Annotated in this window: 20 protein-coding genes and 3 pseudogenes; 12 read left to right on the top strand and 11 right to left on the bottom strand. The window is 76.2% G+C overall.

Annotated elements, in window-relative coordinates:
• The first annotated feature begins 157 nt into the window (after window positions 1–157).
• From ACFWA9_RS03915 to ACFWA9_RS03895, 5 genes are all read left to right on the top strand, one after another.
• The gene (locus ACFWA9_RS03915; protein WP_380382838.1) at window positions 158–1,843 is read left to right on the top strand and encodes a hypothetical protein; all 1,686 of its coding nucleotides are present in this window, start codon (window positions 158–160) and stop codon (window positions 1,841–1,843) included.
• Window positions 1,844–2,011: 168 nt separating this feature from the next.
• Entirely contained in the window at window positions 2,012–4,798 is a 2,787-nt protein-coding gene (locus ACFWA9_RS03910; RefSeq protein ID WP_380382836.1) for a hypothetical protein, read from the top strand.
• Window positions 4,795–5,970 carry a ComEC/Rec2 family competence protein gene (locus ACFWA9_RS03905; RefSeq protein ID WP_380382834.1) on the top strand — a complete coding sequence of 392 codons (1,176 nt, stop codon included), beginning with the start codon at window positions 4,795–4,797 and terminating at the stop codon, window positions 5,968–5,970. Before ACFWA9_RS03910 ends, ACFWA9_RS03905 begins: the two co-directional genes overlap by 4 nt.
• A gap of 1 nt (window position 5,971) precedes the next feature.
• Window positions 5,972–7,384, top strand: coding sequence for a hypothetical protein (locus tag ACFWA9_RS03900; protein ID WP_380382832.1), 1,413 nt, complete (start codon window positions 5,972–5,974; stop codon window positions 7,382–7,384).
• Window positions 7,385–7,542: 158 nt separating this feature from the next.
• A complete protein-coding gene (locus ACFWA9_RS03895) occupies window positions 7,543–7,872 on the top strand; it encodes a hypothetical protein (protein WP_380382830.1) in 330 nt (109 codons plus the stop codon).
• A gap of 99 nt (window positions 7,873–7,971) precedes the next feature.
• On the opposite strand, the gene ACFWA9_RS03890 is transcribed toward ACFWA9_RS03895, so the two are convergent.
• Both ACFWA9_RS03890 and ACFWA9_RS03885 read right to left on the bottom strand, forming a co-directional pair.
• Window positions 7,972–10,704 carry a M4 family metallopeptidase gene (locus ACFWA9_RS03890; RefSeq protein ID WP_380382828.1) on the bottom strand — a complete coding sequence of 911 codons (2,733 nt, stop codon included), beginning with the start codon at window positions 10,702–10,704 and terminating at the stop codon, window positions 7,972–7,974.
• A 476-nt stretch (window positions 10,705–11,180) separates the two neighbouring features.
• Window positions 11,181–11,690: a DinB family protein gene (locus ACFWA9_RS03885; RefSeq protein WP_352298064.1), complete on the bottom strand. Its 510-nt coding sequence runs from the start codon at window positions 11,688–11,690 to the stop codon at window positions 11,181–11,183.
• Between the two features lie 244 nt (window positions 11,691–11,934).
• On the opposite strand from ACFWA9_RS03885, the gene ACFWA9_RS03880 reads away from it, so the two are divergent.
• Complete coding sequence (locus tag ACFWA9_RS03880; RefSeq protein WP_380382826.1) at window positions 11,935–12,990, top strand: NAD-dependent epimerase/dehydratase family protein; 1,056 nt, start codon at window positions 11,935–11,937, stop codon at window positions 12,988–12,990.
• A gap of 89 nt (window positions 12,991–13,079) precedes the next feature.
• Here ACFWA9_RS03880 and ACFWA9_RS03875 read toward each other — a convergent pair.
• Window positions 13,080–14,226: pseudogene (locus tag ACFWA9_RS03875) on the bottom strand (sensor histidine kinase).
• On the bottom strand, window positions 14,223–15,014 hold the full coding sequence (locus ACFWA9_RS03870) for a response regulator transcription factor (RefSeq protein WP_380382824.1): 792 nt from the start codon (window positions 15,012–15,014) through the stop codon (window positions 14,223–14,225). Before ACFWA9_RS03870 ends, ACFWA9_RS03875 begins: the two are co-directional and overlap by 4 nt.
• A 166-nt stretch (window positions 15,015–15,180) precedes the next feature.
• Between ACFWA9_RS03870 and ACFWA9_RS03865 the strand changes: the two are divergent.
• The 3 genes and pseudogenes from ACFWA9_RS03865 to ACFWA9_RS03855 form a co-directional block, all read left to right on the top strand.
• A pseudogene (locus ACFWA9_RS03865) lies at window positions 15,181–15,909 on the top strand (glycosyltransferase family 2 protein); the annotation flags it as partial.
• Window positions 15,886–16,626 carry a DUF2064 domain-containing protein gene (locus ACFWA9_RS03860; RefSeq protein ID WP_380382924.1) on the top strand — a complete coding sequence of 247 codons (741 nt, stop codon included), beginning with the start codon at window positions 15,886–15,888 and terminating at the stop codon, window positions 16,624–16,626. The pseudogene ACFWA9_RS03865 and the gene ACFWA9_RS03860, both read left to right, overlap by 24 nt.
• A complete protein-coding gene (locus ACFWA9_RS03855) occupies window positions 16,623–17,291 on the top strand; it encodes a class I SAM-dependent methyltransferase (RefSeq protein WP_359804565.1) in 669 nt (222 codons plus the stop codon). Before ACFWA9_RS03860 ends, ACFWA9_RS03855 begins: the two co-directional genes overlap by 4 nt.
• On the opposite strand, the gene ACFWA9_RS03850 is transcribed toward ACFWA9_RS03855, so the two are convergent.
• Genes ACFWA9_RS03850 through ACFWA9_RS03840 form a run of 3 tightly spaced genes read right to left on the bottom strand, consistent with a single transcriptional unit; the run spans window position 17,266 to window position 20,058 of the window.
• Complete coding sequence (locus ACFWA9_RS03850; RefSeq protein WP_380382822.1) at window positions 17,266–17,919, bottom strand: cytochrome b/b6 domain-containing protein; 654 nt, start codon at window positions 17,917–17,919, stop codon at window positions 17,266–17,268. The two genes, ACFWA9_RS03855 and ACFWA9_RS03850, sit on opposite strands and share 26 nt — an antisense overlap.
• Entirely contained in the window at window positions 17,903–18,616 is a 714-nt protein-coding gene (locus ACFWA9_RS03845; RefSeq protein ID WP_329485856.1) for a molybdopterin-dependent oxidoreductase, read from the bottom strand. The genes ACFWA9_RS03850 and ACFWA9_RS03845 overlap by 17 nt, the downstream gene beginning before the upstream one ends.
• Window positions 18,617–18,669: 53 nt before the next feature.
• Window positions 18,670–20,058 (bottom strand): hypothetical protein, encoded by a 1,389-nt coding sequence (locus tag ACFWA9_RS03840; protein WP_380382820.1) that lies wholly within the window; start codon window positions 20,056–20,058, stop codon window positions 18,670–18,672.
• A 112-nt stretch (window positions 20,059–20,170) separates the two neighbouring features.
• On the opposite strand from ACFWA9_RS03840, the gene ACFWA9_RS03835 reads away from it, so the two are divergent.
• Complete coding sequence (locus ACFWA9_RS03835) at window positions 20,171–21,349, top strand: molybdopterin-dependent oxidoreductase (RefSeq protein WP_380382818.1); 1,179 nt, start codon at window positions 20,171–20,173, stop codon at window positions 21,347–21,349.
• Complete coding sequence (locus ACFWA9_RS03830) at window positions 21,346–21,777, top strand: hypothetical protein (protein ID WP_380382816.1); 432 nt, start codon at window positions 21,346–21,348, stop codon at window positions 21,775–21,777. The genes ACFWA9_RS03835 and ACFWA9_RS03830 overlap by 4 nt, the downstream gene beginning before the upstream one ends.
• Here ACFWA9_RS03830 and ACFWA9_RS03825 read toward each other — a convergent pair.
• Entirely contained in the window at window positions 21,743–22,579 is an 837-nt protein-coding gene (locus ACFWA9_RS03825) for an S-methyl-5'-thioadenosine phosphorylase (protein WP_380382922.1), read from the bottom strand. The two genes, ACFWA9_RS03830 and ACFWA9_RS03825, sit on opposite strands and share 35 nt — an antisense overlap.
• 314 nt (window positions 22,580–22,893) lie before the next feature.
• Here ACFWA9_RS03825 and ACFWA9_RS03820 point away from each other — a divergent pair, with 314 nt between their 5' ends.
• Complete coding sequence (locus tag ACFWA9_RS03820) at window positions 22,894–23,499, top strand: GDSL-type esterase/lipase family protein (protein WP_352298109.1); 606 nt, start codon at window positions 22,894–22,896, stop codon at window positions 23,497–23,499.
• A 25-nt stretch (window positions 23,500–23,524) separates the two neighbouring features.
• On the opposite strand, the gene ACFWA9_RS03815 is transcribed toward ACFWA9_RS03820, so the two are convergent.
• The 3 genes and pseudogenes from ACFWA9_RS03815 to ACFWA9_RS03805 form a co-directional block, all read right to left on the bottom strand.
• A complete protein-coding gene (locus ACFWA9_RS03815) occupies window positions 23,525–23,953 on the bottom strand; it encodes a DoxX family protein (protein WP_380382814.1) in 429 nt (142 codons plus the stop codon).
• Window positions 23,954–24,148: 195 nt separating this feature from the next.
• The gene (locus ACFWA9_RS03810; RefSeq protein WP_380382812.1) at window positions 24,149–24,910 is read right to left on the bottom strand and encodes a hypothetical protein; all 762 of its coding nucleotides are present in this window, start codon (window positions 24,908–24,910) and stop codon (window positions 24,149–24,151) included.
• Window positions 24,911–24,926: 16 nt separating this feature from the next.
• Window positions 24,927–25,279, bottom strand: a pseudogene (locus ACFWA9_RS03805) (hypothetical protein); the annotation flags it as partial.

The following is a 25,279-nucleotide window of genomic DNA, read 5'->3' as shown; positions in this document are numbered from 1 at the left end:
GAACGGGACCTCCCCGTCACCCTCGGAGTGGGAAGTCGGCCGGGCCGACTACCCACTCCGGGGCCGCAGCACGACCGCCGGACGGACCGGACCCGGGCCGCTGTGTCAGAGTGGCCCGTGCCCCGGGGCGGGGCGGGGGCGTAGGACGGTGGGGTCGGTGGACGACGGGCAGGAGCGGTGGCGCGCCGCGCAGGCGGTACAACTGCTGGTCTGGGTCGCCTCGTTGCTGCCACCGGAGGCGCACCGCCGGGCGATCGCCGAACTGGGCGGCGCCGAGCACGTGGCCGCCGAGGCCGCGCGGGTGCGGGGGCCGGGCCACCGTCCGGCCCGCACCGACGGCGGCCCCGTGGCCGCCGGGACGGGCGATCCGACGGCCGGGCTGCGCGCGGCCCGGTCGGTGCTGGAGTGCGACGCGGTGCTGGCCGCCGCCCCCGTGGACTGGCCGGCGCTCGCCGCCGCCCATCGCCGGGAGCCGTTCGAGCGCCGCCAGCGGCGCGCCCTGATCGCGCGCCGGGACTGCCCCGACGCGTTCACCGCCGAGCTGCTCACCCCCTGGGAGCCGGCGGTGGCGAACCGTCTGGTGGCCCGGCAGCAGGAACTGCCACCCTGGGCCTGGCGACCGGGGCTCGCCCGGATCGGCGAGCTGCGGCCGTCACTGCTGCGCCACGTGCTGACCGGGGAGAACGCGGCCGACCTGCTGCACGCCACCCCGAGGGTCGACCTGCTGGTCGCGGCCGTCGACGGCTACGACCACAACCACTGGCAGGTCCACGGCTTCTGGGAGGCCGTCGGCGCGGCGCTGCGGGCCGGGACCGGCGCCGATCCCGGGGCCTGGCGCACCGCCGCGGAGCGGTTCCCCGGCCACCGCGGCAGCCTGCGCGGCCTGCTCCGGGGCCTCGGCCGCCCGGCAGTCGGGGCCACCGGGCGGCCCGACCTGCGGGTTCTCGTGCAGGCGCCGCCGGAGGTGCTGGCCGCGCTGGTCGGGCAGCTCGGCGACGACGAACTGGCCGCGATGGCCGAGCACCCGTTGCGCCGGCTCCGGACCAGGGAGTACTTCGCCCGGACCGTCCTCGACCGGCTCCACCGGGCGGGAGTGCCGCCCCGGGCGCTCTTCGCCCGCTGGGCCCTGGGCGTGTACGGCGACGGGGACGCGACCGCGATCCGGGCCTGGCTCCACGGCCTGGACGACCGGTTGGACCAGTTCATCGACCATCTCGCCCACACGGACGCCGAGTTGCGCCGCCTGCTGGCCGAGCGCCGGCCGCCGGAGCCACCCGCCGCGGACCTGCCGGCCCGGCTCCGGCGGTGCGCCGGGCCGGTCGAGGCACAGGCGGTGCTGGACGGCAGCCGCCACGCCTGCGGCGGCCCGCCGTGGGCGGAACTGGTGCGGGCCCACGCGCGGACCCCGCTGCCCGAGCCGGTGCTGTGCGTGCTCGCCGACCGCACCGGGTTCCCCGACGAACTGGCCCGTGCCCTGCCCCGCGAGCGGCTGACCCGACTGGCCCCGCACGGGCCCGCGACCGCCCGGGCCGCACTCGCCGACCTGCGGACGACCTCCACCGCGTCGGACCTGATCGAACGCGTCCGCCGGGCGGCGGTGCTCGACGACCGTGAACTGCTCGCCGCGATCCGGCCCGCGCGGGAAGCCCTGCGCCACGGCCACCACCTCCCCCGGCGGGCCCCCGGACGCGACGCCTGGGCCACTCGCTGCGCCGAACTGGTCGGGCAGGCCGCCGAAGCGGCGGGCCCCGGTTTCTGGCGGGCGGCGGCCGAGCTTCTGCCCGGCCACGACGGGTCGCTCCCCGAGTTCCTCGCCGCTGTGGGATCACTGCCGCGCACCTGATGCGCGCCGCCGGAGAGTCAACTGCTCGACGGTTCAACGTTTGAGACCGCAGTCCTTGCCCGCGGGCGGTATCCCCCGGGGGCCACCCCGTCTGTGGCAGAGTGGAAGGGTCGGGAGACCGACCTGGTCGTGGGTGGCCTCCTGGCGGAGCCGGTGACGAGGTGTCCCATGGCTGAGCTGAGCGAGGTCCTCTCCATCGCGCCGGCGGCCCTGGCGGCCGCGGGTCTGATGGGTGGGGAGGGTGCGGGCCCGACCGGCGGAGCACTCGGGGCGCTCGGCGTGCCGGAGCGGGGGCCGTGGGCGTGGCGACTGCCGCCTGGGATCCGCACCCGGATCGCCGGGGATACCGGGCTCCAGGACGAGCTGACCCGCGCCTGGGACGAGGCCGTCGCGGGCACCGCCCCCGTCCGGCTGGCCCTGCACGACGTACCGCCCAGCCACCGGCGCCCGCTCGTCGAACGGTTATCCGCCCTGCGCCCCGCCGTCGGCGCGGTATACGTCGCGGACGTGAGCCTGGCACCGGATCCGCCCTGGCACCGGCCCCTACGGGTCGGCGCCGTGGGGGCCGACCCGGCCGAGGAAATCTTCGACGGCCTGAGTTCCGATCCGAGAATCGCGGACACCTACACCCCCGGTGAGCCGGACGACCTCCTGGTGGTCTCCGGTGCGACCGGGCTCACCCTGCTGGAGCAGCACCGCGACGGCGTTCGCGCCACCTGCGTGCTGTGGTACGCCCCCCAGCCGCCCGGGCAGGCCGAACTGGTCCGGCTCGACGGCGCGGCGCGCGGGCTCGGGGCCTCCGGCTGGATCGTCGCCGACCTCGCCGGGACCGGTGCCGCCGACTGGCTCCGCCTGCTGGTCCACGGGCTGCTCGACGACCGCCCACTGGACGAGGCAGCGGCCCGGGCGGGCTCCTGGCTGACGGTGGCCCGCCCCGGGCTGGTCGAGCGCCGCGCGCTGTCCGACGCACTGCCATACCGGGCCGGGTCCGGGGGAGCCAGTGAGGCGGTCTACCAGGCAGACAACATCCCACTACCCTCGCTGCCCGCACCGGCGGAGCGGGTGACGATCCGCCCTGTCACGCGGGCCGGCGCCCTCCGACACCTCGGAGGCCGGTTCAAGCGCGCCGTCACCCCCGGCCTGCGGGTGCCCCGCCGGGCCGGGCCGGCACCCGTCCGGCCCGATGCCCGCTTCCTCCAGGCGCTCGTCGCCGTCCGAGCGACGGGCGAACCGCGCCGGCAGGCGTTCCTGCCCGGCGCCGTGCACGACATCCACCTCCGCGTCGGGCCCGGCAGCCCCGAATGGCACGCGGCCGCCGAGGAGTTCCCGGAGGAGGGGCTGTCGTTCCGAGGAACCGGGGCGCGTCTCGTCGTCGAGTTCTACGAGGAGCGGAGCAGCGCGAGCCGCCACACCTCCAAGGCAATCGTCCTGCCGGACCGGGGTGCGTCCAGCGAGGCCGTGTTCCCGGTCGCGGTGGGGCCGGACGAGCGGGAGATCCGCTGCGGCGCCCGCGTCTACCACCGGGACCGGCTGTTGCAGCGGCTGGAGCTGACCGGTCCGGTCGGCGCGGCCGACCGACCCGTCGCCGGTCGGGAGATCACCGTGCACGGCGAGGTGTTCAGCTCCCTCAGCGACAACTCCGACAGCACTGACAGCACCGACAGCTCCGACAGCACCGACACCGCAGACACCGCCGGTTCCGCGGGCACCGGTGACCGCCGGGCGGCGGTCATCCGCATCGACAGCGACGACCGGGCCGACATCCGCCTGAACGGGACGAGCACCCCCGTCCGGCTCGCCGACCTCGACCGGTTCAGGGCTCTGATCCAGCAGCTCCTCACCGACGACCTCGACCGGCAGCTCGGCGCGCCGGCGACGGAACTCCCGCCGCCGGACGCCCTGCTGCGCGGCCTCGCCCAGCAGGGCAGCACCCTGTTCGACCAGTTGGCGACGCTCGGCCTGGGGAGCCTGAAGGACGTCACCTTCCTCCAGGTGGTCTCGGCCGAGGCGGCCGAACTGTGGCCGGTGGAGTTCGTCTACGACTACGGCTACCCGCGGGACGGCGCCACGCTCTGCGCCCACTGGCGCGAGGCCCTGGCGGCCGGCACCTGCTCCTGTCGCCGCGGCGCCGGCAGTACCGACGGCACCGGCCGCCGGACGATCTGCCCCCTCGGGTTCTGGGGCCTGCGCATGGAGATCGAGCGGCGGGTGGAGCGGGACCGGCTCACCGGCACGGTCGTCGAGCCGGACGCCACGGGGCGCGGCCGGGCGCTGCGGCCGGTCGACAGCGTGCTCTTCGCGGCGAGCGACAAGGTCCGGGCGCAGGACCGCACGGCCACGGCGGCGGTGCTCCGCACCTCGTTCGGCGCCGACGGGCTGCACACGGCGACGAGTTGGCGGGCCTGGCGGCAGGTGGTCAGGGCCCAGGGCCCGCCCCTGCTGGTGGCCCTGCCGCACAACGCGAGCGACGAGGGCAGCACCGCCGTGCTGGAGATCGGCAAGACGAACCGGCCGAGCAGGCTCGCCGCCGTGCTGATCGACCGCCGGTACATCCTGTCCGACCGGCACGACGGCGGCACCGGCCCGGTCGTCATGCTGCTCGGCTGCACCATGGCACAGGCCGAGGTGCGCTGGCAGAACGTCGCGGCGAAGTTCCTCCAGGAGAGCGCCCCCGTGGTGGTCGCGACCCTCGTACCGACCCTGGGCCGGCAGGCCGCCGTGATGGCGGGCATCGGGGCCGCGACGCTCGCCGACCGGGCCAGCGACGGGAAGAGCATCGGCGAGCTGGTGCGTGACATCCGCCGGCTGCTGCTCGCCCGGGGGTTCACCCTCGCCATGTCGATCGTGGCCTTCGGCGACGCCCGCTGGCTCGTCGAGAGCCCGGCCGGGAACACGGCCATCAGCACGACCGCGAACGCGAACGCGGCCGGAACCCCTGTGGGAGGCACGCCGTGATCACCGTGCAACTGCTGCCCGCCGCACACGGCGACGCGCTGTGGATCGAGTGGCCCGGGCCGGGCGGCGAGGTCCACCGGATGCTCGTCGACGGCGGACCGAACACCACCTACCGGGCCGTCTTCGACCGCGTCTCGGCGCTGCCGAAGCCGGACCGGCACCTGGACGTGCTGGTGGTGACGCACGTGGACGCCGACCACATCGAGGGCGTCGTACGCCTCCTCCAGGACCGGACCGCGCTCGGCCTGTCGATCGGCGACGTCTGGTTCAACGGCTGGCCGCAGCTCACCCAGGACGCCGACCTGCTCGGCGCGGACCAGGGCGAGATGCTCCAGGCCCTGATCGGCAGCCAGCACCTCGCCTGGAACGCGGCGTTCCGCACGGCCCGGGTGGAGGCGCCCGCCGTCCGGGTCCCGGCCCGCGGGCCGCTGCCCTCGGCCGTGCTGCCGGGCGGCGCCCGCGTCACCGTGGTGTCCCCGGGCGGGGCGGAGCTGCTCGCGCTGCGCAAGGAATGGACCAAGGTCCTCAAGGGCCTCGGGGTGACCCCCGGACGCCCCGGGGAGGCGCTGGAACGGCTGGCCCGCCGCAAGGATCTGCGCGGCCTGGCCGACGACCTCCTCGGCGGCGAGCGGGTGGACGGCTCGGTCCCCAACGGATCGAGCATCGCGTTCCTGCTGGAGGTCGGCGACCACCGCGTCCTGCTCACCGGCGACGGCCACGGCGACGTCCTGGCGCGCGGTCTGACCCGGCTCCTGGCGGAGCGCGGTCCGGAGCGCGGTCCGGAGCCCGGCATGGACCGGCTGGCGGTGGACGCCCTCAAGGTGCCGCACCACGGCAGCGCCGCCAACACCACGGACGAGCTGCTGGCGCTGCTCGCCACCCGCCGCTTCCTGATCTCGACGAACGGCGACAAGTTCAAGCACCCGGACCGGGCCGCCGTGCTGCGCCTGATCGGCACCCCGGAGCGGACCCCGGGGCCGCCGGAGCTGGTGTTCAACTACCGCAGCCCCACGACGGATCCGTGGGCCGACCCCGACCGGCAGCGGACGCTCGGCTACACCGCCGTCTACCCGCCGGGCCCGCCGGGCCCGCCGACCCCGGCAGGCCCGGGAGGCCCGGCAGGCCCGGCGACGCCGGCAGCTCCGGCGGCGGGCACGACCGTGGAGGTCTGACATGGCGAAGATCGGTGTGGCCCTCTCCGGTGGCGGCTACCGCGCCACCATGTGGGGCATCGGAGCCCTCATCTACCTGGCCGACGTCGGCCGGCACCGCGAGGTGGTGGCGATCTCCTCGGTGTCCGGCGGCTCGGTCGCGAACGGCGTGGTCGCCCACGAGACCGACTACCGCGACGGCCCCGGCGCGGAGTTCGCCGACCGCGTCCGCCCGTTGATCCGCCACTGCGCCCACACCGGCCTGTTCTTCTGGGGCCCGTCGACCAACGCGTACGTGCGCTCGCTGTTCGTGCTCGGCGGCGCGGCCGCCGCGGTCACGCTCACCGGGGTGGTCGTCGCGGCGGTCGACGGCGTCCGGCTCCTCTCCGGCCTCCTGCTGGTGGCCGGTCTGCTGCTGTCCGCCGGTGCGCTGCTGTTCTTCGAACGGCGCAGCGCCGTCGTGGACACGGCCCTGGCGCGCGAGTTGTTCAACCGGGACGGCGTCGCCACCGGGCTGCGCGACGTGCGGCGCTCGGTCGACCACGTCTTCTGCGCCACGGAACTGCAGAGCGGCGACCACTTCTACCTCTCGCCCGCCTTCACCTACGGGTACCGCTTCGGCACCGGCGGCCCGGGCGACCTCGCGCTGTCCACCGCGGTGCAGGTCTCGGCCTGCCTGCCGGGCGCCTTCGCCGTCCGGCGTCTCCCCGCCGCCCGGCACTACGCGGCGGCCGGTCCGAACGGGTCCGCCGCCGGTCCGGGCGGCGGCGATCCCGCCGCGACCGCCGCCGAGCTGGTGCTGACGGACGGCGGGGTCTACGACAACATGGCCGACCAGTGGCTCACCGCGCTCGCGGACCGGGCCCGGCGCGCCGACCGGCCGCCCGCGCAGTACGAGGTCGACGAGATCGTCGTGGTCAACGCCTCCGCCGGGATGACCTGGCGCCCGCTCCCCCGGTCCCGGATCCCGCTGGTCGGCGAACTGGCCGCCCTGCTGCGGATCAAGAGCGTGCTGTACGACGTCACCACCAGCCATCGGCGCAACACCCTGGTGCGGTGGTCCGAGCGCCCCGCACCCGAGGGCGCCCCGGTGAGCGCGCTGGTCCACATCGCGCAGTCCCCGTACCGGGTGGCCGACGCGTACGCCGCCGCCGGGGACCGCTGGCCGGAGCGCGCCACCCGCGCCAAGGAGGTGCTGGACGCCCTCGGCGACGACCCGCGGAGCCGGGCCGCCTGGCAGGACCTGGCCCGCCGCAGCAGCGGCACCCCGACCGTCCTGCGCAAGCTGGGCGCCGACACCACCACGGACCTGCTCTTCCACGCCTACACCCTCGCCGCGTGCAACCTGCACGTCCTGCTCGGCCACCCGCTGCCCCCGGCCCTGCGGGACCGCCAGTACTTCGCCGACCTCGTCGGCCGCCGCGCCGGGCCGTGACCGGACGCCCAGCCGCCCGACCGAGCGCCCGGCAGATCGGCGGCGGGCCCGCACGAGGGGTTGCGGGCCCACCGCCGGGCGCGGAGGGCAGCGAGTGCGCGGAGGGTCAGCAGCCGCCGGCCGGCCGGTCGCGGACCACCAGGTCGCTGCGGCCGGCGGTGGCGTCCACCCAGACCACCCGGGTGGCCGACGCGTACGCCGCCGCCGGGGACCGCTGGCCGGAGCGCGCCACCCGCGCCAAGGAGGTGCTGGATGCCCTCGGCGACGACCCGCGGAGCCGGGCCGCCTGGCAGGACCTGGCCCGCCGCAGCAGCGGCACCCCGACCGTCCTGCGCAAGCTGGGCGCCGACACCACCACGGACCTGCTCTTCCACGCCTACACCCTCGCCGCGTGCAACCTGCACGTCCTGCTCGGCCACCCGCTGCCCCCGGCCCTGCGGGACCGCCAGTACTTCGCCGACCTCGTCGGCCGCCGCGCCGGGCCGTGACCGGCCCAGCCGCCCGACCGAGCGCCCGGCAGATCGGCGGCGGGCCCGCACGAGGGGTGCGGGCCCGCCGGGCGCGGAGGGCAGCGAGTGCGCGGAGGGTCAGCAGCCGCCGGCCGGCCGGTCGCGGACCACCAGGTCGCTGCGGCCGGCGGTGGCGTCCACCCAGACCACCCGGGTGCCCTGCTCGGCGGCGGGCCGGTACTGGCCGCCGCGGTTGCAGGAGACCCGCTCGGGCGTGCCGCCGGCGAGCGGCACCTGCCAGAGCTTGGGCAGCGCGGCGTTGCTCCACTCGCCCCGCTGCTCGTCCGTGCCCACCTGGTAGGTGACGGCCCGGTCGGAGGCGGTGAGGGTCCCGTTCGACGGGGCGTTCGGCCCGTCACCGGACACCACGTCGGTCACCCCGGAGCCGTCCACCGCGCCGGAGCGGATCGAGGTGCGCCTGCCGCCGTCGCCGGAGGCCTCCGTCCAGACCAGCCGCCCGCCCGTGAGCAGGGCCGGTCCGACCTTCGCCTTCGAGGCCGGCACCACGTACTGGGCGGTGACCTTGCCGAGCGCGATCGAGTAGACGGTCGGCGCGTAGACGTCGGTTCCCTGGTCGCCCACCCAGCGCTCGGTCCAGCCGAGGACGCCGTCCTTGAGCGTCACGCTCAGCACGTCGTGGCCGGCGGGCAGCGGCAGCGGCACCGCCGGTCCGCCGTCGTGGGAGAGGAACACCCGGTTCAGGTTGACGCTCGGGTCGCTCGCCCGGAACGCGATGTCGCCGCCGGACACCCTGACGTCGGCGGGGAGCCGCGACGGGGAGGAGTAGAGGGTACGGACCGGGCCGCCGGCCAGCGAGCGGGTCAGCACCTCCATCTTCCAGCTGTCCTGGCCCTGGCCGCCGAGCGAGATCCACGCGGCGGACGTGCCGTCGGTGGCGGGGTAGCCGTGCGCGCGCCCGTCCTCCGGGCTGAGCCGGGTCGGGCTGCCGCCTCCGGTGATCGGGCCCGTGTACAGCGCCTCGGTGGCACCGGGCCGCTCGGCGCTGGCCATCACCCAGCGGCCGGCCGCCACCGCCGGGGCGCCCGTCCCGGTGATGCCGCGCAGCAGCGTGCGGCTGTCCGTGCCGATCCGGCTCTGCCAGCCGGCCCGGATCCCGTGGGCGTCGAACGCCCCGGCCACCGTCCGCAGTTGGGCCCGGCTGAGCCCGAGGTCCTGGCCCGCGGCGAGGACGGCGTTGCGTCCCGCGACGAAGTCGTCCAGCGGGGTGAGGTAGGCGGCGAGCGCGCGGTAGACCACCCGGTCGGCGGTGAGCGGGTCCAGGGTGCGCCGGATGTCCCAGAGCGCGCCGCTGAAGATGGTGGAGTTGAGGTGCACCCCGCCGCTGTCGACGTCGGTCGGCACGCCGAGGTAGTCGTCGACGGTGGTCCGGTGGTTGTCCAGCCGCCGGTTCCCCGCGCAGGCCTCCGGGGTACCGGTCCGGCAGAGGTTCTCGCCGAGCAGGCCCGCCTTCGGGTCGGTCATCGGGATGCCCCGGGCGGTCACCTCGATGGCGTTGCCGAAGTAGTCCGCCAGCGCCTCGTCCATGGCGCCGGTCTGGCCGGCCATCAGCAGCCCGGCGGTGTTCTCGACGACACCGTGGGTCATCTCGTGGCCGACCACGTCGAGCGCGACGGAGAACGGGCGGAACTTGTCGTTGCCACCGCCGTAGACCATCTTGGTGCCGTCCCAGGACGCGTTGGCGAGCGGCTCGCCCCACGCGGTCGCGTTGACCACCGAGATGATCGGTCCGGCCTTGCCGTCCAGCCCGTCCCGGCCGAGCCGGTCGCGGTAGAAGTCGTAGACGATACCGGCGTTGACGTGCGCGTCGGTGGCGCCGACGGTGCCGGTGGCGGCGGGGAAGTCCGGACCGGGCGCGTGGACCACGGCGAGGTCGGTGGGCAGGCCCGGCCCGACCCCCTCGCCGGCCGCGTCGTAGGTGGTGACGGCGGCCGGCCGGGTGAGGTCGCTGAACTGGTAACTCCCGTCCGGGAGGCGGCCGATGCCCACCTTGACCGGGCGGCCGAAGAAGTCCGGCGCGGTGCCGGTGGCGGGCTCGACCCCGGCCGCCGCCCCGGTGGCGGCGCCCTGGGCGGCGCCGCTACCCGGGGTGCCCGCCGGGGCCGAGGAGCGGGAGTCGTGGACGAGGGCGACCACCCCGAGGTTCGCGTCCACGTAGATCTCGCGGGCCTGCCCGCCGCCCGCCGGGTCCGCGGCCCGCACGGTGAAGTGCTGGGCCAGCCGGCCGGTGCCACCGGGCACGACCACCGCGCCGTGGTCCTCCACGGTGGCACCGGCCCGGGCACCCTGGTCCTTGATCTCGCCGAGCGCCAGGTCGCGCAGCACGGCGGCCGGGACGGTGGCCGTCGTCGGCGCGGTGAGCCCGGTGAAGTACTTGCCGCCCACGGACTCGACCCGCTGGCCGGCGCCGTCACCGGTCAGGCGGACCAGGTACTGCGCGCCCAGCACGGGCACACCGCCGTGGTACTGCTGGAACCTGACGGTGCTCCGGCCGTCGGCGCCGCGCTCGGCGGCGACCTCGGTGAGCTGCCCCGGGTCGATCCGGTAGCGCTCCGGGTGCGCCGCGAGGTGGGCCCGGGCGGCGTCGGCCGGGCTGCCCGGCGCCGGCTCATGGAGACCGGTGACCAGTTGCGGGGTGGCGGTCTCCTGGCCGTCCACCAGGGTGGGGACGGGATCGGTGTCGGCGGCCGGCGCGGCCGGAACGGCCAGCGCGGCCGGTGCGGCGAGGCCGAGGCTCAGAACGGCGGCCAGGCCGGCGCCGAGCGCCTTGGGCGTGCGAGAGCGTTGGTGCACTGCGGTCCTCCCGTGAACAGCGGAACGGATGCCCGTGACACCTACGCGTGCCACGGCCGATGACGGCTCGTCAGTCGCCCACGGACTGTTCGCCGTCGCAGAGTTGACGGCAGGTCGGAGGGCGCGCGGGTCACGCGGACCGCGCGGCTGACGATCACCACGAGAACCATAAGTCGCCGGACGCGATATGTCGATAGACGGTATATGCAGTCCTCCAGAGGGACGCGTACGCATTCGCGTTCACCCCGCTGTTCCTGGCGGTGCCATCGGCGGGGAGCCCTCGATCGATCCCGCCCAGGTCCTCTCCGACCGGGCGTACCGGCTCTGGCCGCAGGCCCGGCACCGCTCCCGCGTGCCCGAGCTCGAACCCCGGAAGTCGCTGGGCGTGCACTTCGCCACCATCGACCACGACACCGCGGCCCTCACCGGCTGGGTCGGCGACCGCTTCGACGAGGCCTGACGCCGGCCGCCCGGGGTCAGCCCCGCCGGAGCACGCCGCGGACGAAGGCCGCCTGGCCGATGTGCTGGAGGTCGTCGGAGATGACGCTGACCAGGCGCACGCCCAGGGTCACGGGCGGGCTCCAGGCCTCGTCCACGACCCGGTCCAGCGCGGGGCCGGTCAGACCGCGGACGAAGGACAGCGTCCGCTCGTGCACCGCGTCGTGGTAGCCGGTGAGCAGCTCCGGGGAGTCCACGCGGACGGCCGCGACATCGCGGGCGCGGTGACCGTAGCCGGTGGCGGCGGCGGGGAAGCCGAGGGCGAAGCGGTCGAACCAGCCGTCCGCGGTCCAGATCTGTTCGGTCCCGGCGGCATCGGCGATGTGGTCGTCCTGGATGCGGGTCAGGTGCCAGACCAGCCAGACGATCGAGTTGGCCTTCGGGTCGACGCGCTCGGCCAACTCGTCGGCGGTGAGGCCGTCCACCACGTCGTGGACGGCCTCGTGGATCCGGCCGAAGGCATCGGCGAGCAGATCGGCGCTCTTCATGGGGCTCCCCCGTCCGGGCGCACCGCCCGTCGGCATCGGTGAATGCCAGCATTGTGGACCAGCGGAGTCCGCCCGGCCCGGACCGACAGGCCCGGGGCGGGCGCGTGCGGCCTCGGGCGCGGGGCGGGCGCGGGGCGGCGGAGCACGGACGGCGGGTGCGCGGCCCGGGCCGGTGCTTACCGAAGCATGACGCGATGCCCTGCCTCGCTCCCCCGGCCGTCACCGGCCGGTAGCGTCGCCGGGCATGAGGATTCTGGTCACCGGCGGCGCCGGGTTCATCGGTTCGGCCGTGGCGCGAGCCCTGGTCACGGCGGGTCACGAGGTCCGCGTGCTGGACGCGTTGCTGCCCGCCGTCCATCCGTCGGGGGCCGCGCCCGACCTGCCGGCCGGCGTGGAGTTCCGCCACGGTGACGTCCGCGACGCGTCGACGGTCGAACGGGCGCTGGCCGGGGTGGACGCGGTCTGCCACCAGGCGGCGATGGTCGGTCTCGGCCTCGACCTCGACGACGCGCCCGAGTACGTCGGCTGCAACGACCTCGGCACCGCCGTCCTGCTCTCCGCGATGGCCCGGGCCGGCCTGCGGCGCCTGGTCCTGGCCGGGTCGATGGTGGTCTACGGCGAGGGCCGGTACACGTGTCCGGCGCACGGCGAGGTGGCACCCGGCCCACGGCGGCCGGAGGACCTCGACGCCGGCCGGTTCGAACCGCCGTGCCCGGTGTGCGGCGCCGCGCTGCGGCCGGGCCTGGTCACCGAGGACGCGCCGGGCGACCCGCGCAACGTGTACGCCGTCACCAAGCTCGCCCAGGAGCAGCTGGCCGCCGCCTGGGCCCGCGCGAGCGGCGGGTCGGTGCTGGCGCTGCGCTACCACAACGTCTACGGCCCGGGCATGCCGCGGAACACCCCGTACGCCGGGGTGGCCTCGCTGTTCCGTTCCGCGCTCGCCCGGGGCGAGGCTCCCCGGGTCTTCGAGGACGGCGGCCAGCGCCGGGACTTCGTCCATGTCGACGATGTCGCGGCGGCCAATCTGGCGGCCCTCGGGTCCGTCGGCGACCGCCCGCCGGGCAGTACCCGGGCGTACAACGTCGGCAGCGGCGAGGTGCGCACGGTCGGCGAGACGGCCCGGGCACTGGCCGACGCCCACGGCGGCCCGGCGCCGGTGGTAACCGGCCAGTACCGGCTCGGGGACGTCCGGCACATCACCGCCGACTCCTCCCGGCTCCGGGCCGAGCTGGGCTGGCGGGCCCGGGTGCCGTTCCGGGCGGGCATGGCCGAGTTCGCGGCGGCGCCCCTGCGGGTCTGACCGGGTCTGCCCCGGACCTGCCCGACCGGCCCGACCGGGCCGTTCGGGGCCCCCCGAGAACGGCGCCGAGAACGGCCCGGCCCGGGCGGTCAGCCGCGCGCCGCCGGGAGCGCGATCTCGAAGCAGCAGCCCCCGGTGACGTTGTGCACCCGGGCCCGGCCGGCGTGCGCCTCGACGATGCCGCGGACGATGGCCAGCCCCAGTCCGGCGCCGCTGTCCCCGCCCTCGCCGCCCTCACCGCGATCGCGCCGCGGCGTGCGGGCGGCGCTGCCGCGCCAGCCGGTCTCGAAGACCCGCGAGAGGTCCTGCTCCGGGATGCCGCCGCAGCCGTCGGTGACCGAGAGCACCACCTCGTCCACCTCGCGGCGGGCGGAGACGGCGACCACACCGTCCTCGGGCGTCGAGCGGATCGCGTTGACCAGCAGGTTGCCGAGCACCCGGGTGATCTCACCGCTGTCCACCTCGACCGGCTCGGCGGCGACCTGCCGGCCCTCCAGGCGGACGCCGCGCTGCCGGGCCAGCGGGTGGGCGCCGGCCAGCGCGTCGTCGACCAGGTCGTAGACCGACACCCGGGCGAGCGACAGGGACAGCGCGCCGGCCTGGATCCGGGAGAGTTCGAAGAGGTCGTCGACCATCCCGGTGAGCCGCTCGACCTCGGAGCGGATCCGCTTGAGGTACTGGTCCGGCCTTTCGGCCACGCCGTCCTCCAGCGCCTCGGCCATGGCGCGCAGCCCGGCCAGCGGGGTGCGCAGGTCGTGGGAGATCCAGGCGATCAGCTCGCGCCGCGAGGCGTCCAGCGCCTGCGCCCGGGCGCGCGACTCCGGCGAGCCGGGCGCTGGTGGCGGCGAGTTCCTCGCTGAGCTGGGCCAGTTCGAGGCCGAGCGGGTGCGCCGGCGCGGTGAAGCCGGCGTCGCTCCCGACGGTGCGGGCGGCTTCGGTGAGCGCCCGGCTGCCGGCCACCACCTGGCGGCCGAGCAGCGCGGCCGTGAGCAGTGAGACCACGGAGGCCATCCCGAGGACGGTGATCACCACCCCGAGGTCGTGTCCGGAGAGGAACATCGCCTGGGCGACGGCGAACGTCCCGGAGGTGACCGCGAGGACGGTGACGACGGCGACGCAGAAGAGCGAGAGCGCCATCGAGCGGCGGCGCAGCAGTCGCACCGCCACCCAGCCGAGCAGACCGGCACCGGTGGCGCCGAGCCCCGCGAACAGGGCGATCAGCAGCAGGTCCTTCACTCCGAGCCGTCCTCGCGGTCCGTGCCGTGTTCCGTCGTCGCCCCTGGCGCGTCCGCCGTCACCGGGTCGTAGCGGTAGCCGACGCCCCAGACGGTGGTGATCAGGGTCGGTGCGGCGGGGTCGTCCTCGATCTTCTCGCGCAGCCGGCGGACGTGGACGGTGACGGTGGACAGGTCGCCGAAGTCCCAGCCCCAGACCCGCTGCATCAGCTCCTGCCGGGCGAAGACCGTCCGGGGGTGCCGGAGGAGGAACGCGAGCAGGTCGAACTCCCGGAGTGTGAGGAGGAGTTCACTCCCCCTGCGGTGGGCGCGGCGGGCCTGCGGGTCGAGCGTGATGTCCCCGGACACCAGCGGCCCGGGGGCCGTGAGGGCGGGCGCGGCGGCCCGGGAGCGGCGCAGCACGGACTGGACCCGCAGCACGAGTTCACGCGGGCTGAACGGCTTGGTGACGTAGTCGTCCGCGCCCAGTTCCAGACCGAGGATGCGGTCCGCCTCGTCGCCCTTGGCGGTGAGCATGACCACCGGCAGGTCGGCGCCGGCCTCGGTGGCGCGCAGCCTGCGCAGCAGTTCGAGGCCGTCGATCCCGGGCAGCATGAGGTCCAGGACCAGCAGGTCGGGGCGGTGCCGGCGCGCCAGGTCGAGGCCCTGGTTCCCGTCGCTCGCCCGGTCGACCCGGTGGCCGGCCCGGGTGAGGTAGCCGGCGACGACCTCGGCCACGGTGAGGTCGTCGTCGATCACCAGGATGCGGGCGGGGTCGGGTGGTCCGCCGGAGGCGGGGCTCTCGTTCACCTCGCCGAGGATACGAGCTGCGGGCGGGGCCGGACGGGTCGCGCCGGCGCACGTTCGGGTTCCGTAAGATCGCGGGCGCGGCCGGGCCGGGGCGGTGCCCGCCGTTGGACTTTCGTAAGGGCGCGGTTCGGCCGCCGCCGGGCTGCCCGCCCTTAGCGTGGCCGACGTGATCTCTCCGACTCCCCCCGTACCGTCCGCCGGACCACCGTCCGCCGATGTGATCCTGCCCTGCCTCGACGAGGCCGCGGCGCTGCCCTGGGTGCTGGGTCGGATCCCCGCGGGCTGGCGGGCGATCGTCGTCGACAACGGCTCCCGCGACGGCTCCGCCGACCTGGCGCGCTCGCTGGGCGCGACCGTCGTCGAGGAGCCGCGGCGCGGCTTCGGCGCCGCCTGCCACGCCGGACTGCTCGCCGCCACCGCCGAGCTGGTCTGCTTCCTGGACTGTGACGGTTCGCTGGATCCCGCCCAGCTGCCGCGGGTCGCCGCGCCGGTCCTGGACGGTTCGGCGGACCTCGTGCTGGGCCGGCGCGTCCCGGCGGCCGCCGGGGCCTGGCCGCCGCACGCCCGGCTGGCCAACGCCGTGCTGGCCCGCCGGCTGCGGGCGCGGACGGGGGCGCCGCTGCACGACCTCGGGCCGATGCGGGCCGCCCGCCGTGAGCGGCTGCTGGCGCTGGGCCTGGGCGACCGCCGCTCCGGCTACCCGCTGGAGATGGTGCTCGCCGCCTCGGCGGCGGGGATGCGGATCGCCGAGACGCCCGTCGACTACCTGCCGCGCACCGGTCGCTCCAAGGTCACCGGTACCGTGCGCGGCACCCGGCAGGCCGTCCGCGACATGCGGGCCGTGCTGGCCGCGCCGCCGGCCACCCTGCTGGTGATCGCCAAGTCGCCCGTCCCGGGGCGGGTGAAGACCCGGCTCACCCCGCCCTGCACACCCGAGCAGGCCGCGGCGCTGGCCGAGGCCGCGCTCGCCGACACCCTGGCCACCCTCGGCCGGGTGCCGGCCGGGCGGCGGCTGCTCGTGCTGGACGGCGAGGCCGGGCGCTGGCTCCCGCCCGGCTGGCAGGTCGTGCCGCAGCGGGGCGGCGGGCTGGACGAACGGCTGGCGGCCGCCTTCACGCACGCCGCCGAGGCCGCCCCGGAGGCGCCGGCGCTGCTGGTCGGCATGGACACCCCGCAGGTGGACGCGGCGCTGCTCGCGGAGCCGCTGTCGCCCGCCCGGCGCGGGGGCGCCGACGCCTGGTACGGGCCGGCCGCCGACGGCGGGTTCTGGGCGCTCGGGCTGGCCCGGCCGACCGGGGAGCTGGCCCGGCGGCTGCTGCTGGGGCTGCCGATGTCCACCCCGGAGACCGGGCGCGCCCTGCTCGACCGTCTGACCGCCGAGCGGCTCGCCGTCCACCACCTCCCGGTGCTCACCGACGTGGACACCGTCGCCGACGCGCGGCTGGTCGCCGCCGAGGCTCCGCACAGCGGCTTCGCGGCCCGCCTGCGCGCGATGAGGCTCCCCGACGCGGTCGAGGCCCACGACGCGGTCGAGGCGGCCGGCGCGCTCGGGACCGGCAGCCCGGAGCAGGCCGACGGCGCGCTCGGGACCACCTCGGAGGTGACGCGATGACCGTCGCCGCCGGAGCGTGGGTGGACGACCCGTTCGCCGAGGCCGTCCGCGCCGGGCGGGGCCCGCTCTGGCTGCGCGGCGAGGACGGCCACCGGATCCCGCTCGACGTCGAGCGCTGGTGCGCACCCGCCGCCGGGGCGGACCACGGGCTGCTGGAGCGCTGCCGCCGGCTGACCGCGCCGGTGGTGGACCTCGGCTGCGGACCCGGCCGGCTGGTCGCGGCCCTGCTGGAGCTGGGAGTGCCGGCGCTCGGCGTCGACATCACCGGAGCGGCGGTGGACCGCACCCGGCGCCTCGGCGGCCCGGCCCTGTGCCGCTCGGTGTTCGACCGGCTGCCCGCCGAGGGCCGCTGGGGCGGGGCGCTCCTCGCCGACGGCAACCTCGGCATCGGCGGCGACCCGGGGCTGCTGCTGCGCCGCGGCGCCGAACTCCTCGCACCGGGAGGCGTGCTGCTGGTCGAGGTGGATCCGCGGGAGATCGACGAACGGATCACCGTTCGGGTGGAGGGCTACGACGGGCGGCTCGGGCCGCCGTTCGCCTGGGCCCGCTGCGGCGCGGCGGCCACCGCCCGCCGGGCCGAGCGCGCCGGGCTGGCCGAGACCGAGCGCTGGTCCGCCCTCGGCCGCCGGTTCCTCGCCTTCAGGAGGGCGGACCGTCCCCGCTGACGGGCACCGCTTCGGCGTCCGCCGCCGGGCGCTCCGCCGGCCACAGCGGGTGCTCGCGCTCGGCCCAGCGCCGGTCGACCAGCCCGGTCCGCATGCCGCGCCGGGCCTCCGGATCCCGGACGGCCATCCAGACGTGCCCGGCGGTCACCACGGCGATGGCCGCCGCGAGCCAGTCGTGGACGAAGGTCGCGCCGGTCCGCCAGGCCGTCGGCGCCAGGTGGGTGAGCCACATCAGCAGGCCCGTCCCGAGGATCACCAGCATCGCGCCCAGCGTCCACTGGGCGTAGAGCTTCTGCCCGGCGTTGAACTTCCCCGCCGGGCGGTACGAGGCGCGGGCCCGGGTCGCCCGGAGCCAGACCCAGTCCACCGGGTGGAAGCGGCTCAGCCTCGACACGTCCGCCCGCACCGCCCGGAAGGCGAGCCCGAGCAGCAGCGGTACCGGCAGGGCCAGTCCGCACCAGACGTGCACGGTGACCACTAGGCGCCGGCGGCCGACCAGTTCGGCCAGCGGCGGCAGGTAGAGGCAGGCGGCGGTGGCCAGGCAGACCAGCATCAGGGCCGCGGTGGTGCGGTGCACCCAGCGCTCGGCGCGGGCGAAGCGGAGCAGGAGGTCAGGCGGTCGGGGCATCGTCACGTCCGTTCGAGCGGCCGACCCAGGCGTCGACGTCGTAGCCGTTGCGCTCCCAGTACCCGGGCTCCACGGTGTCGGTCACGGTGATGCCCGACAGCCACTTGGCCGACTTGTAGAAGTACATCGGCGCCACGTACAGGCGCACCGGTCCGCCGTGGGAGTGGGAGATCGGGGCGTCCTGGAGCTTGAGCGCGACCACCACGTCGTCCCGCCGGGCCTGCTCCAGGGTGAGGCTCTCGGTGTACTCGCCGTCGAAGCAGCTGAACCGGACCGCCCGGGCGCCCGCCGAGACGCCGGCGGCGTCCAGCAGGTGTGCCAGCGGCACTCCCTCGAACGGGGTGTTCGGCACCCGCCAGCCGGTCACGCACTGCACGTCGCGCACGATCCGGCGCTGCGGCATCGCCTGGAGGTCGGCCAGCCGGTAGCTGCCGGGGCGCTCCACCAGGCCGTCCACCGTGAGGCTGTAGGTGTCGGGGCCCCGGGAGGGCACCGAGGCCACCACGGAGTAGTACCGGAAGCCGCCGCCGCCCGGCAGCAGGCCGGTGAGCCCGGTCGGGTCCTGGCCGGCCAGGGCGTCCTGGGCGCGTTGGAGAAAGGGTCCGGCCGCCACGCCGGCGGCGCCGAGGCCGACCAGGCCGAGCACCACCCGCCGGCCCACCGGGGTGCCCCGGGATCGCTTCGCTCTACTGTCCACGGCTCGATTGGAACAGCCGGCCCGTACCCGCGACCAGCCCCGACGCCGAGCCGTCAGGCTTTCGTCATCTCCCGCGCGCCCGCCGAGGCCCGTTCCCCGGCCGCGCACCGCCGGGCGCGCAGGAGCCCGCGCACCGCCGGCACCCCGAGCACGCAGGCCAGCGCGGCCCCGTACGCGGCCTGCTGCGCCGGCCCGCCGCCGACCAGGTAGAGCACCTGCCCGGCAGCCGGGACGGCCAGCCACTCCCAGCCGCCGTCGAGCGCGACCAGGGCCACCACCAGCAGGCCGTACCAGGGGTAGGCCGGCGCGACGAGCAGCAGGGCCGTGCCGGTCACCAGCAGCGCGCCCCGCCACGGGCGGCGGGGGTCGCCGTGCCGCAGCACCCGCCACACCACCGCCGCCAGCACCAGGGCCGCCGCCCACGGCGCCCAGCGGTCGGGCACCGCCAGGCGCAGCAGCCCGAACCGGTCCAGGTGCCCCTGCTCGTAGCCCTCCTCCCGCAGGTAGCCCGGCAGGTACCCGAGCACCGCCGGGCCCGAGACGGCGACGTGGGGCAGGTACGCCAGCGCGAACGCCCCGAGCGCCGCGCCGAGGACGGCGACGTCCCGGCGGGTCGGCCGGCGGGCGAGCGCCCCCGACAGTGCCCCCGACAGCGCCCCGGGCAGGGCGAGGGCCGGCAGCAGCTTGGTGGCGACCGCGGCGCCGAGCAGCACGCCCCCGGTACCGGGCCGGCGGCCGGCCACGCAGCCCAGCCCGACGGTCATCAGCAGCGCGCCGAGGGTGTCGACGTGCGCGTCGTTGACCGCCCACACGGTGATGCCGGGGCACCACCCCCAGAGCGCCGCCCGCCGGCTGCCCCGCCCGACCACCAGCAGCGCGCCCGTGGTCGCGACCGCCAGCAGCGCGCCGCCCACCTGCACCCCGCGCACCCCGCCCCCGAAGGGGTGCACGGCGAGGAACCAGACCTGCGCGACCGGCGGGTAGATGGTGCGCACGGCGGGCCGGTTGATCCGGGTGCAGTCGCCCGCCGCCGTCCGCCGCTCGTCCCACTCCGTGCAGCCGTCCGTCGCCGGGAACAGGCCCGGGTCGCGCAGCCGGGCCAGCGCCGGGTCGTCCGGGGCGTGCGCGTAGGGGGAGATGCCGGCCGCCTGCACCCGGCCGTCCCAGACGTACCGGTAGGCGTCGTCGCTGGTCCGGGGCGGTGCGAGCAGTCCGACGGCGGCGACCGCCACGCTCCCGGCCAGCACCAGCGGCGCCACCCGGCGGGCCGGCACCCGCCGCAGGAGCAGCAGCGCCAGCACGAACAGGCCCGCGTCGAGGGCGTACCAGCCGTGGAGCGGGCCGCGGTCGGCGAGCGTGCCGCCGCCGGTCACGGTCGCCGCCAGGGCCGCCACCAGGGCGGCGAGGACGAGCGTGCAGGGCAGAAGGGTCCGAGTGGCCACCCGCTCACCCTGCCACCGTGGCGGCGCCGCGAACGGCCGCGGCGGCCCCCGTTCGACTTCCGTAAGCACGTCGCACCCGCCGCGCGGGGCCGGATGGCGCTTCGATGAGGGCGTGGATTCCAAGCACCCCGGCGCCCGGCGCCGCCCCCGCCTCGCCCTCCCGCCGCCGCCCGCGTCCCTGCGCCGCGGCCCGTTCCGGGACGGCGTCTTCCGCTCGGCCCTGCACGAGCCGCGCACCGCCGTCGTCCTCGGCCGGTGGCTGGGCGCCGCGCTGGTGCTCTGCTTCCTGACCGGTCTCCTCAGCCACCTGCTCCAGGACCCGACGGGCCGGCTCGCGGGCCTGCTGCCCGCGCGCCCGGTGAACGGCTACCGCGTCACCCAGGGGCTGCACGTCGTCAGCGGGATCGCCGCCGTCCCGCTGCTCGGGGCCAAGCTCTGGACGGTGTACCCGCGGCTGTTCGAGTGGCCGCCGGCCCGGAGCGCGGCGCACGCGCTGGAGCGGCTGGGCATCGCCGTCCTGGTGGCCGCCCTGCTGCTGGAACTGTTCACCGGCCTGCTGAACACCCTCCAGTGGTACCCGTGGCCGTTCCCGTTCCGGCAGACCCACTTCTGGGTCGGCTGGCTGGCCACCGGCGGTCTGCTGGTCCACCTCGCGGCCAAGGCGCCGCTGATCGCCCGGAACTGGCGCCGGCCCCGGCTCACCGTCCCCGGGCGGCGCGCCTTCCTGACCTCGGTCGCCGCGGCGGTCGGCGCGGTGACGCTCACCACGGCCGGGCAGAGCGTGCCCTGGCTGCGCCCGCTGAACCTGCTGGCGCCGCGCCGGCCCGACCTGGGCCCGCAGGGGCTCCCGGTGAACCGCACCGCCGCGCAGGCCGGGACGGTGGAGGTGCCCGCCGGCTGGCGGCTGCGGGTGGACGGCCCCCGGCCGTACGAGATCGGTCTCGACGAACTGGCCCGGCTCCCCCAGCACGAGGCGGTCCTGCCGATCGCCTGTGTGGAGGGCTGGAGCGCGAGCGCCCGCTGGGGCGGCGTCCGGGTCGCCGAGCTGATGGCCCGGGCCGGTGCGCCGGCCGGCTCCGCCGTGCGGGTCACCTCGCTGGAGGAGGAGGGCCCCTACCGGGTGATGGAGATGCCCGCGCAGTACGTCGACGACCCGCTCACCCTGCTCGCCCTCCGGGTCGACGGCGAGACGCTGGACGCCGACCACGGCTTCCCGGCGCGCGTCATCGCGCCGAACCGCCCCGGCGTGCTGCAGACCAAGTGGGTCGCCCGGCTGGAGGTGTCCCGATGACCGGCTGGCTCCGCGGCACCACCCTCGCCGCCGGTCTCGCCCTGATCGGCTACGGCCTCTACGGCCTGCTGACCGACGTCTACCTCACCGACCCGGCGCAGGTCCTGGTCTGGGGGATCGGGGCGCTGGTCCTGCACGACGGGGTCTGGCTCCCGCTGCTCTGCCTGGTCGGCGCCCACCTGGCCCGCGGACCGGTGCTGCGCGGCTGGCTGGTCGTGGCCGCCGCCGTGACCGCCGTCGGACTCCCGGCCGTACTGCGCGCCGACGACGACCACGGCAACCCCTCGCTGCTGCCGCTGCCCTACCTGCGCAACTGGCTCGCCGTCCTGGCCGCCACCGCCGCACTCGCCCTGCTGATCGGGCTCGTCCGGCGGTGGCGCCGGCCCCGGCCGGTCAGTCGCCCGGCACGCCGGGAAGACCTGTCGTGAGGCCGTCCAGTGCGTGACCGCACGGGCAGGCGCGCTCGGTGGGCAGCAGGCCGATCGTCTTGAACAGCACCGTGCGCAGCCGCTCGACATTGCGCGCGAAGACGGCGAGCACCTCCGCGTGGGTGACCCCCTCGCCGCTCTCCACCCCCGCGTCGAGGTCGGTGACCAGGGCCACGGAGGTGTAGCAGAGGCCGAGTTCGCGCGCCAGGGCGGCCTCCGGGTGGCCGGTCATCCCGACCACCGACCAGCCGTTGGCGGTGAACCACCGGGACTCGGCGCGGGTCGAGAAGCGGGGGCCCTCGATCACCACCAGGGTGCCGCCGTCCACGGGCTCCCAGGCGGCGCCGGCCGCCGCCGAGAGCGTGGCCCGGCGCCCCTGCGGGCAGTACGGGTCCGCCATCGACACGTGCACCACCTCGGGCACCGAGCCGTCCGGCAGCGGCAGTCCGTCGTAGTAGGTCTGCGCCCGGCCGCTGGTCCGGTCCACGAACTGGTCCGGCACCAGCAGCGTCCCCGGTCCGTACTCGGGCCGCAGCCCGCCCACCGCGCAGGGCCCGAGCACCTGGCGGACGCCGAGCGAGCGCAGCGCCCAGAGGTTGGCCCGGTAGTTGATCCGGTGCGGCGGGAGGCGGTGGCCGCGGCCGTGCCGGGGCAGGAAGGCGACCCGGCGGCCGGCCACCTCGCCGACGAACAGCGCGTCGCTCGGCTCGCCGTACGGGGTCCGGATCCGCACCTCGACCATGTCGTCCAGCAGCTCGTAGAGCCCGGAGCCGCCGATCACCCCCACATCCGCGCGGGGCAGGATGATCTGATCGTCCGTCACTGAATCCACCTCTCTCACCTGACTGTGCCGCCACTGTAGGAGCCGGCGCCGGGAGATCCCGCGCGTACGGCCTTACGATCCGCGAACGGCTGCCGGGCGGCGGGCGTGCGTGGCGTCGCCGCCCGGAAAGGGCGCGCCTCCTCGGGCCCGCTACAGGCGGCTACCGCTCCCTCCCGTCCTGCGCCCTCCTGCCCTGGCACCGGGCCCCCAGGAAACCTCAGCCCATATGATCAACTTCTCGGGGCGCCGGTCGAGGGCCGCCGCCCGCGCATCGAACACAGGGGGATGATCACATGATCGAACTGTCCACCAGACCGATGACCTGGGTGATGGCCGGCGACAGCATCACCCAGGCCGTCCTGCACACGCACGGCGCCCGCGGCTGGGTGGAGCACGTGCACGAACGCGTTGGCTGGCAGCTCGACCGGCTGACCGACATCGTGGTCAACACCGGGGTGTCCGGCTGGCGCGCCACCGACGTCCTCGGCGCGTACGACCACCTCATCGGCCGGTTCGCCCCCGACGTGCTGTCCATCTCGCTGGGCACCAACGACGCCCGCGCCGGGCTCGACGGACTCGCCGAGTTCCACGCGTCGATGCGCGCGATCATCGCCAGGACCGACGGGGCCCAGATCGTGCTGCACACGCCCCTCGTGGTCAGCCGGGCCGGACGCGCCGCCCGCGCCGAACTGCCCGCCTACTGCCAGGCGGTGCGCGAGATCGCCGCGGACACCGGAGCCCTGCTGGTCGACCACGAGGCCTACTGGCTCGCCCACTTCCCCGACAGCGACCCGATCGCCTGGCTCGACGACCCCGCGCACCCCAACGCCGTCGGCCACCGGCACATGGCCGACCTCACGCTCCGCACCCTGGGCCTGGGCGAACTCACCGAGCTGTGACGGCCCCGGGCGACCGGGCGGCCGGTCACGGCCGGCGGGCGAGCAGCCCGACCGTCCCGGCGCGCCGGTTCCAGGCGATGACGGCCAGCGGCACCATGAAGACGAACGGCGTCCCGGCGTTCTCGCCGTGCATCGCGGTGAGCTGGGTGACGAACGCGAACGCCAGGAAGACGATCAGCCCGATGGCGGCCGGCCCGGCCAGGCGGCGGACCAGCAGGCCGACCGCGCCGGCCAGTTCCACCAGCCCGGTCAGGTACATGAACCAGTGGCCCGCCCCGATCGCGTCGAAGACCTCCGTCGCGGCGGGCAGTGCGAGCAGCTTCGGGAGCGCGCTGGCCAGGGCGAAGAAGAGGGCGAGCAGCACCCGCGACGCCAGGACCACACCGGCCACGGCCCTGCCGGACCTCGCGGTGGTCGTCACGTCAGGGGCGGTGAGGGTGGTGATGTCGGACATGTCAGGTCTCCTCGGGTAGCGGGCGATGCTTTCCCAGGTTTGACCGCCGCCACCACCCGAACTCATCGGTCCCGGAAGAACTGTTTCGTCCGCCGCCCCGGCAGCCCGCCCAGCGTCCTTCAGGCCCTGACGACGGGGACGACCTCCGGCTCCGTGCGGTGCGCGCCCGGGCCGTGCGCGTCGCCGGAGTGCCGGTCAGACGAACGGGAAGTACCGCGTGAAGGCCTGCGGAGTGACGGCGAGGAAGCCGTCGAAGGGCGCGTCGAGCTGCTGGATCAGCAGGATGGTGAAGGCGATCAGCCCGGTCAGACCCATCACCATCACCACGTGGGTGGCGCTGCGCTTGATGCCGAACAGGAACATGAACGCCACCGTGAGGGTGCCGCCGATGACCAGCCCGACCCAGAGCACCGTGGAGAGGCTGCTCATCGCCGACGCCTCCCGGCCCCGGCGGGCGTCGTCGAGGGTGGTGAGGACGGCGAGCATCTCCTGCGAGGCGTTCTGCTGCGTGGGGGTGTCGTCCTGTGAGGAGGTCTGACTGACCGTCCGCAGCTGGTTCAGCAGCCCCCAGCCGTCCGGGCCGAGCGGCTCGCGCGCCGCCATCCGCGGCCACTCGGCGTGCACGACCTGGACGGCGTAGGCGGTGGCCGTGGTGCGCAGCGCGTCGCGGCGGTCCGGCGGCAGGAGGTCGGCGAGCAGGTAGGTCTGGTGGAGGGCGCCGGCCTCGTCCTGGGAGTGGTTGAGGGCGCCGCTGTGGATCTCCCAGACCGAGACCATCGAGAGGCCGAGCACCAGCGCGTACAGGACGCCGACCATCATCGCGATGTACTCGGCGACGTCCTCGCGCGGCTCGGCGTCCTCGGGGACGGGGAAGAAGCGCCCCTTCAGCAGGACGATGGCGGCGGCCACCAGGGCGACGCCCAGGACGACGGCGAGTGTCTGCAGCAGGTTCGACACGGTGGTTCCCGGGGTTTCAGCGGCGGAAGCGGGAGAGCGCCGTGACCGCGGCGGCGGCGGGCAGCAGGACGACCAGCAGGACGGAGGCGACCGGCAGGGCGTCCGGCGAGCGGCCGCCCGGGCGCGGGGTGCGACCGGACCCGGCGGCGTGGTGCGGGCCGACCGGGGTGGCGGCGGCGGTGGGGGTGGCGACCTCCACCGAGGGGTTGCCGGCGACCGCGGGCGACGGGGACGGCTCCGGGGAGGGGGCGGGGACGGTCGGAGCGGAGGGCGCGGGGGTCGCCGCGAGCGCCGCAGGCACCGGGACATCGGCGGGCAGGACGGGTGGGGCGGGCACCGCAGGCACGGCGGGCGGCTCGGGGGGTGGCG

The organism is Kitasatospora sp. NPDC059973 (assembly GCF_042737525.1).
Taxonomy (GTDB): domain Bacteria; phylum Actinomycetota; class Actinomycetes; order Streptomycetales; family Streptomycetaceae; genus Kitasatospora.
The sequence above is the reverse complement of the archived record's forward strand: the minus strand, read 5'-3'. Positions and strand labels throughout refer to the sequence as shown.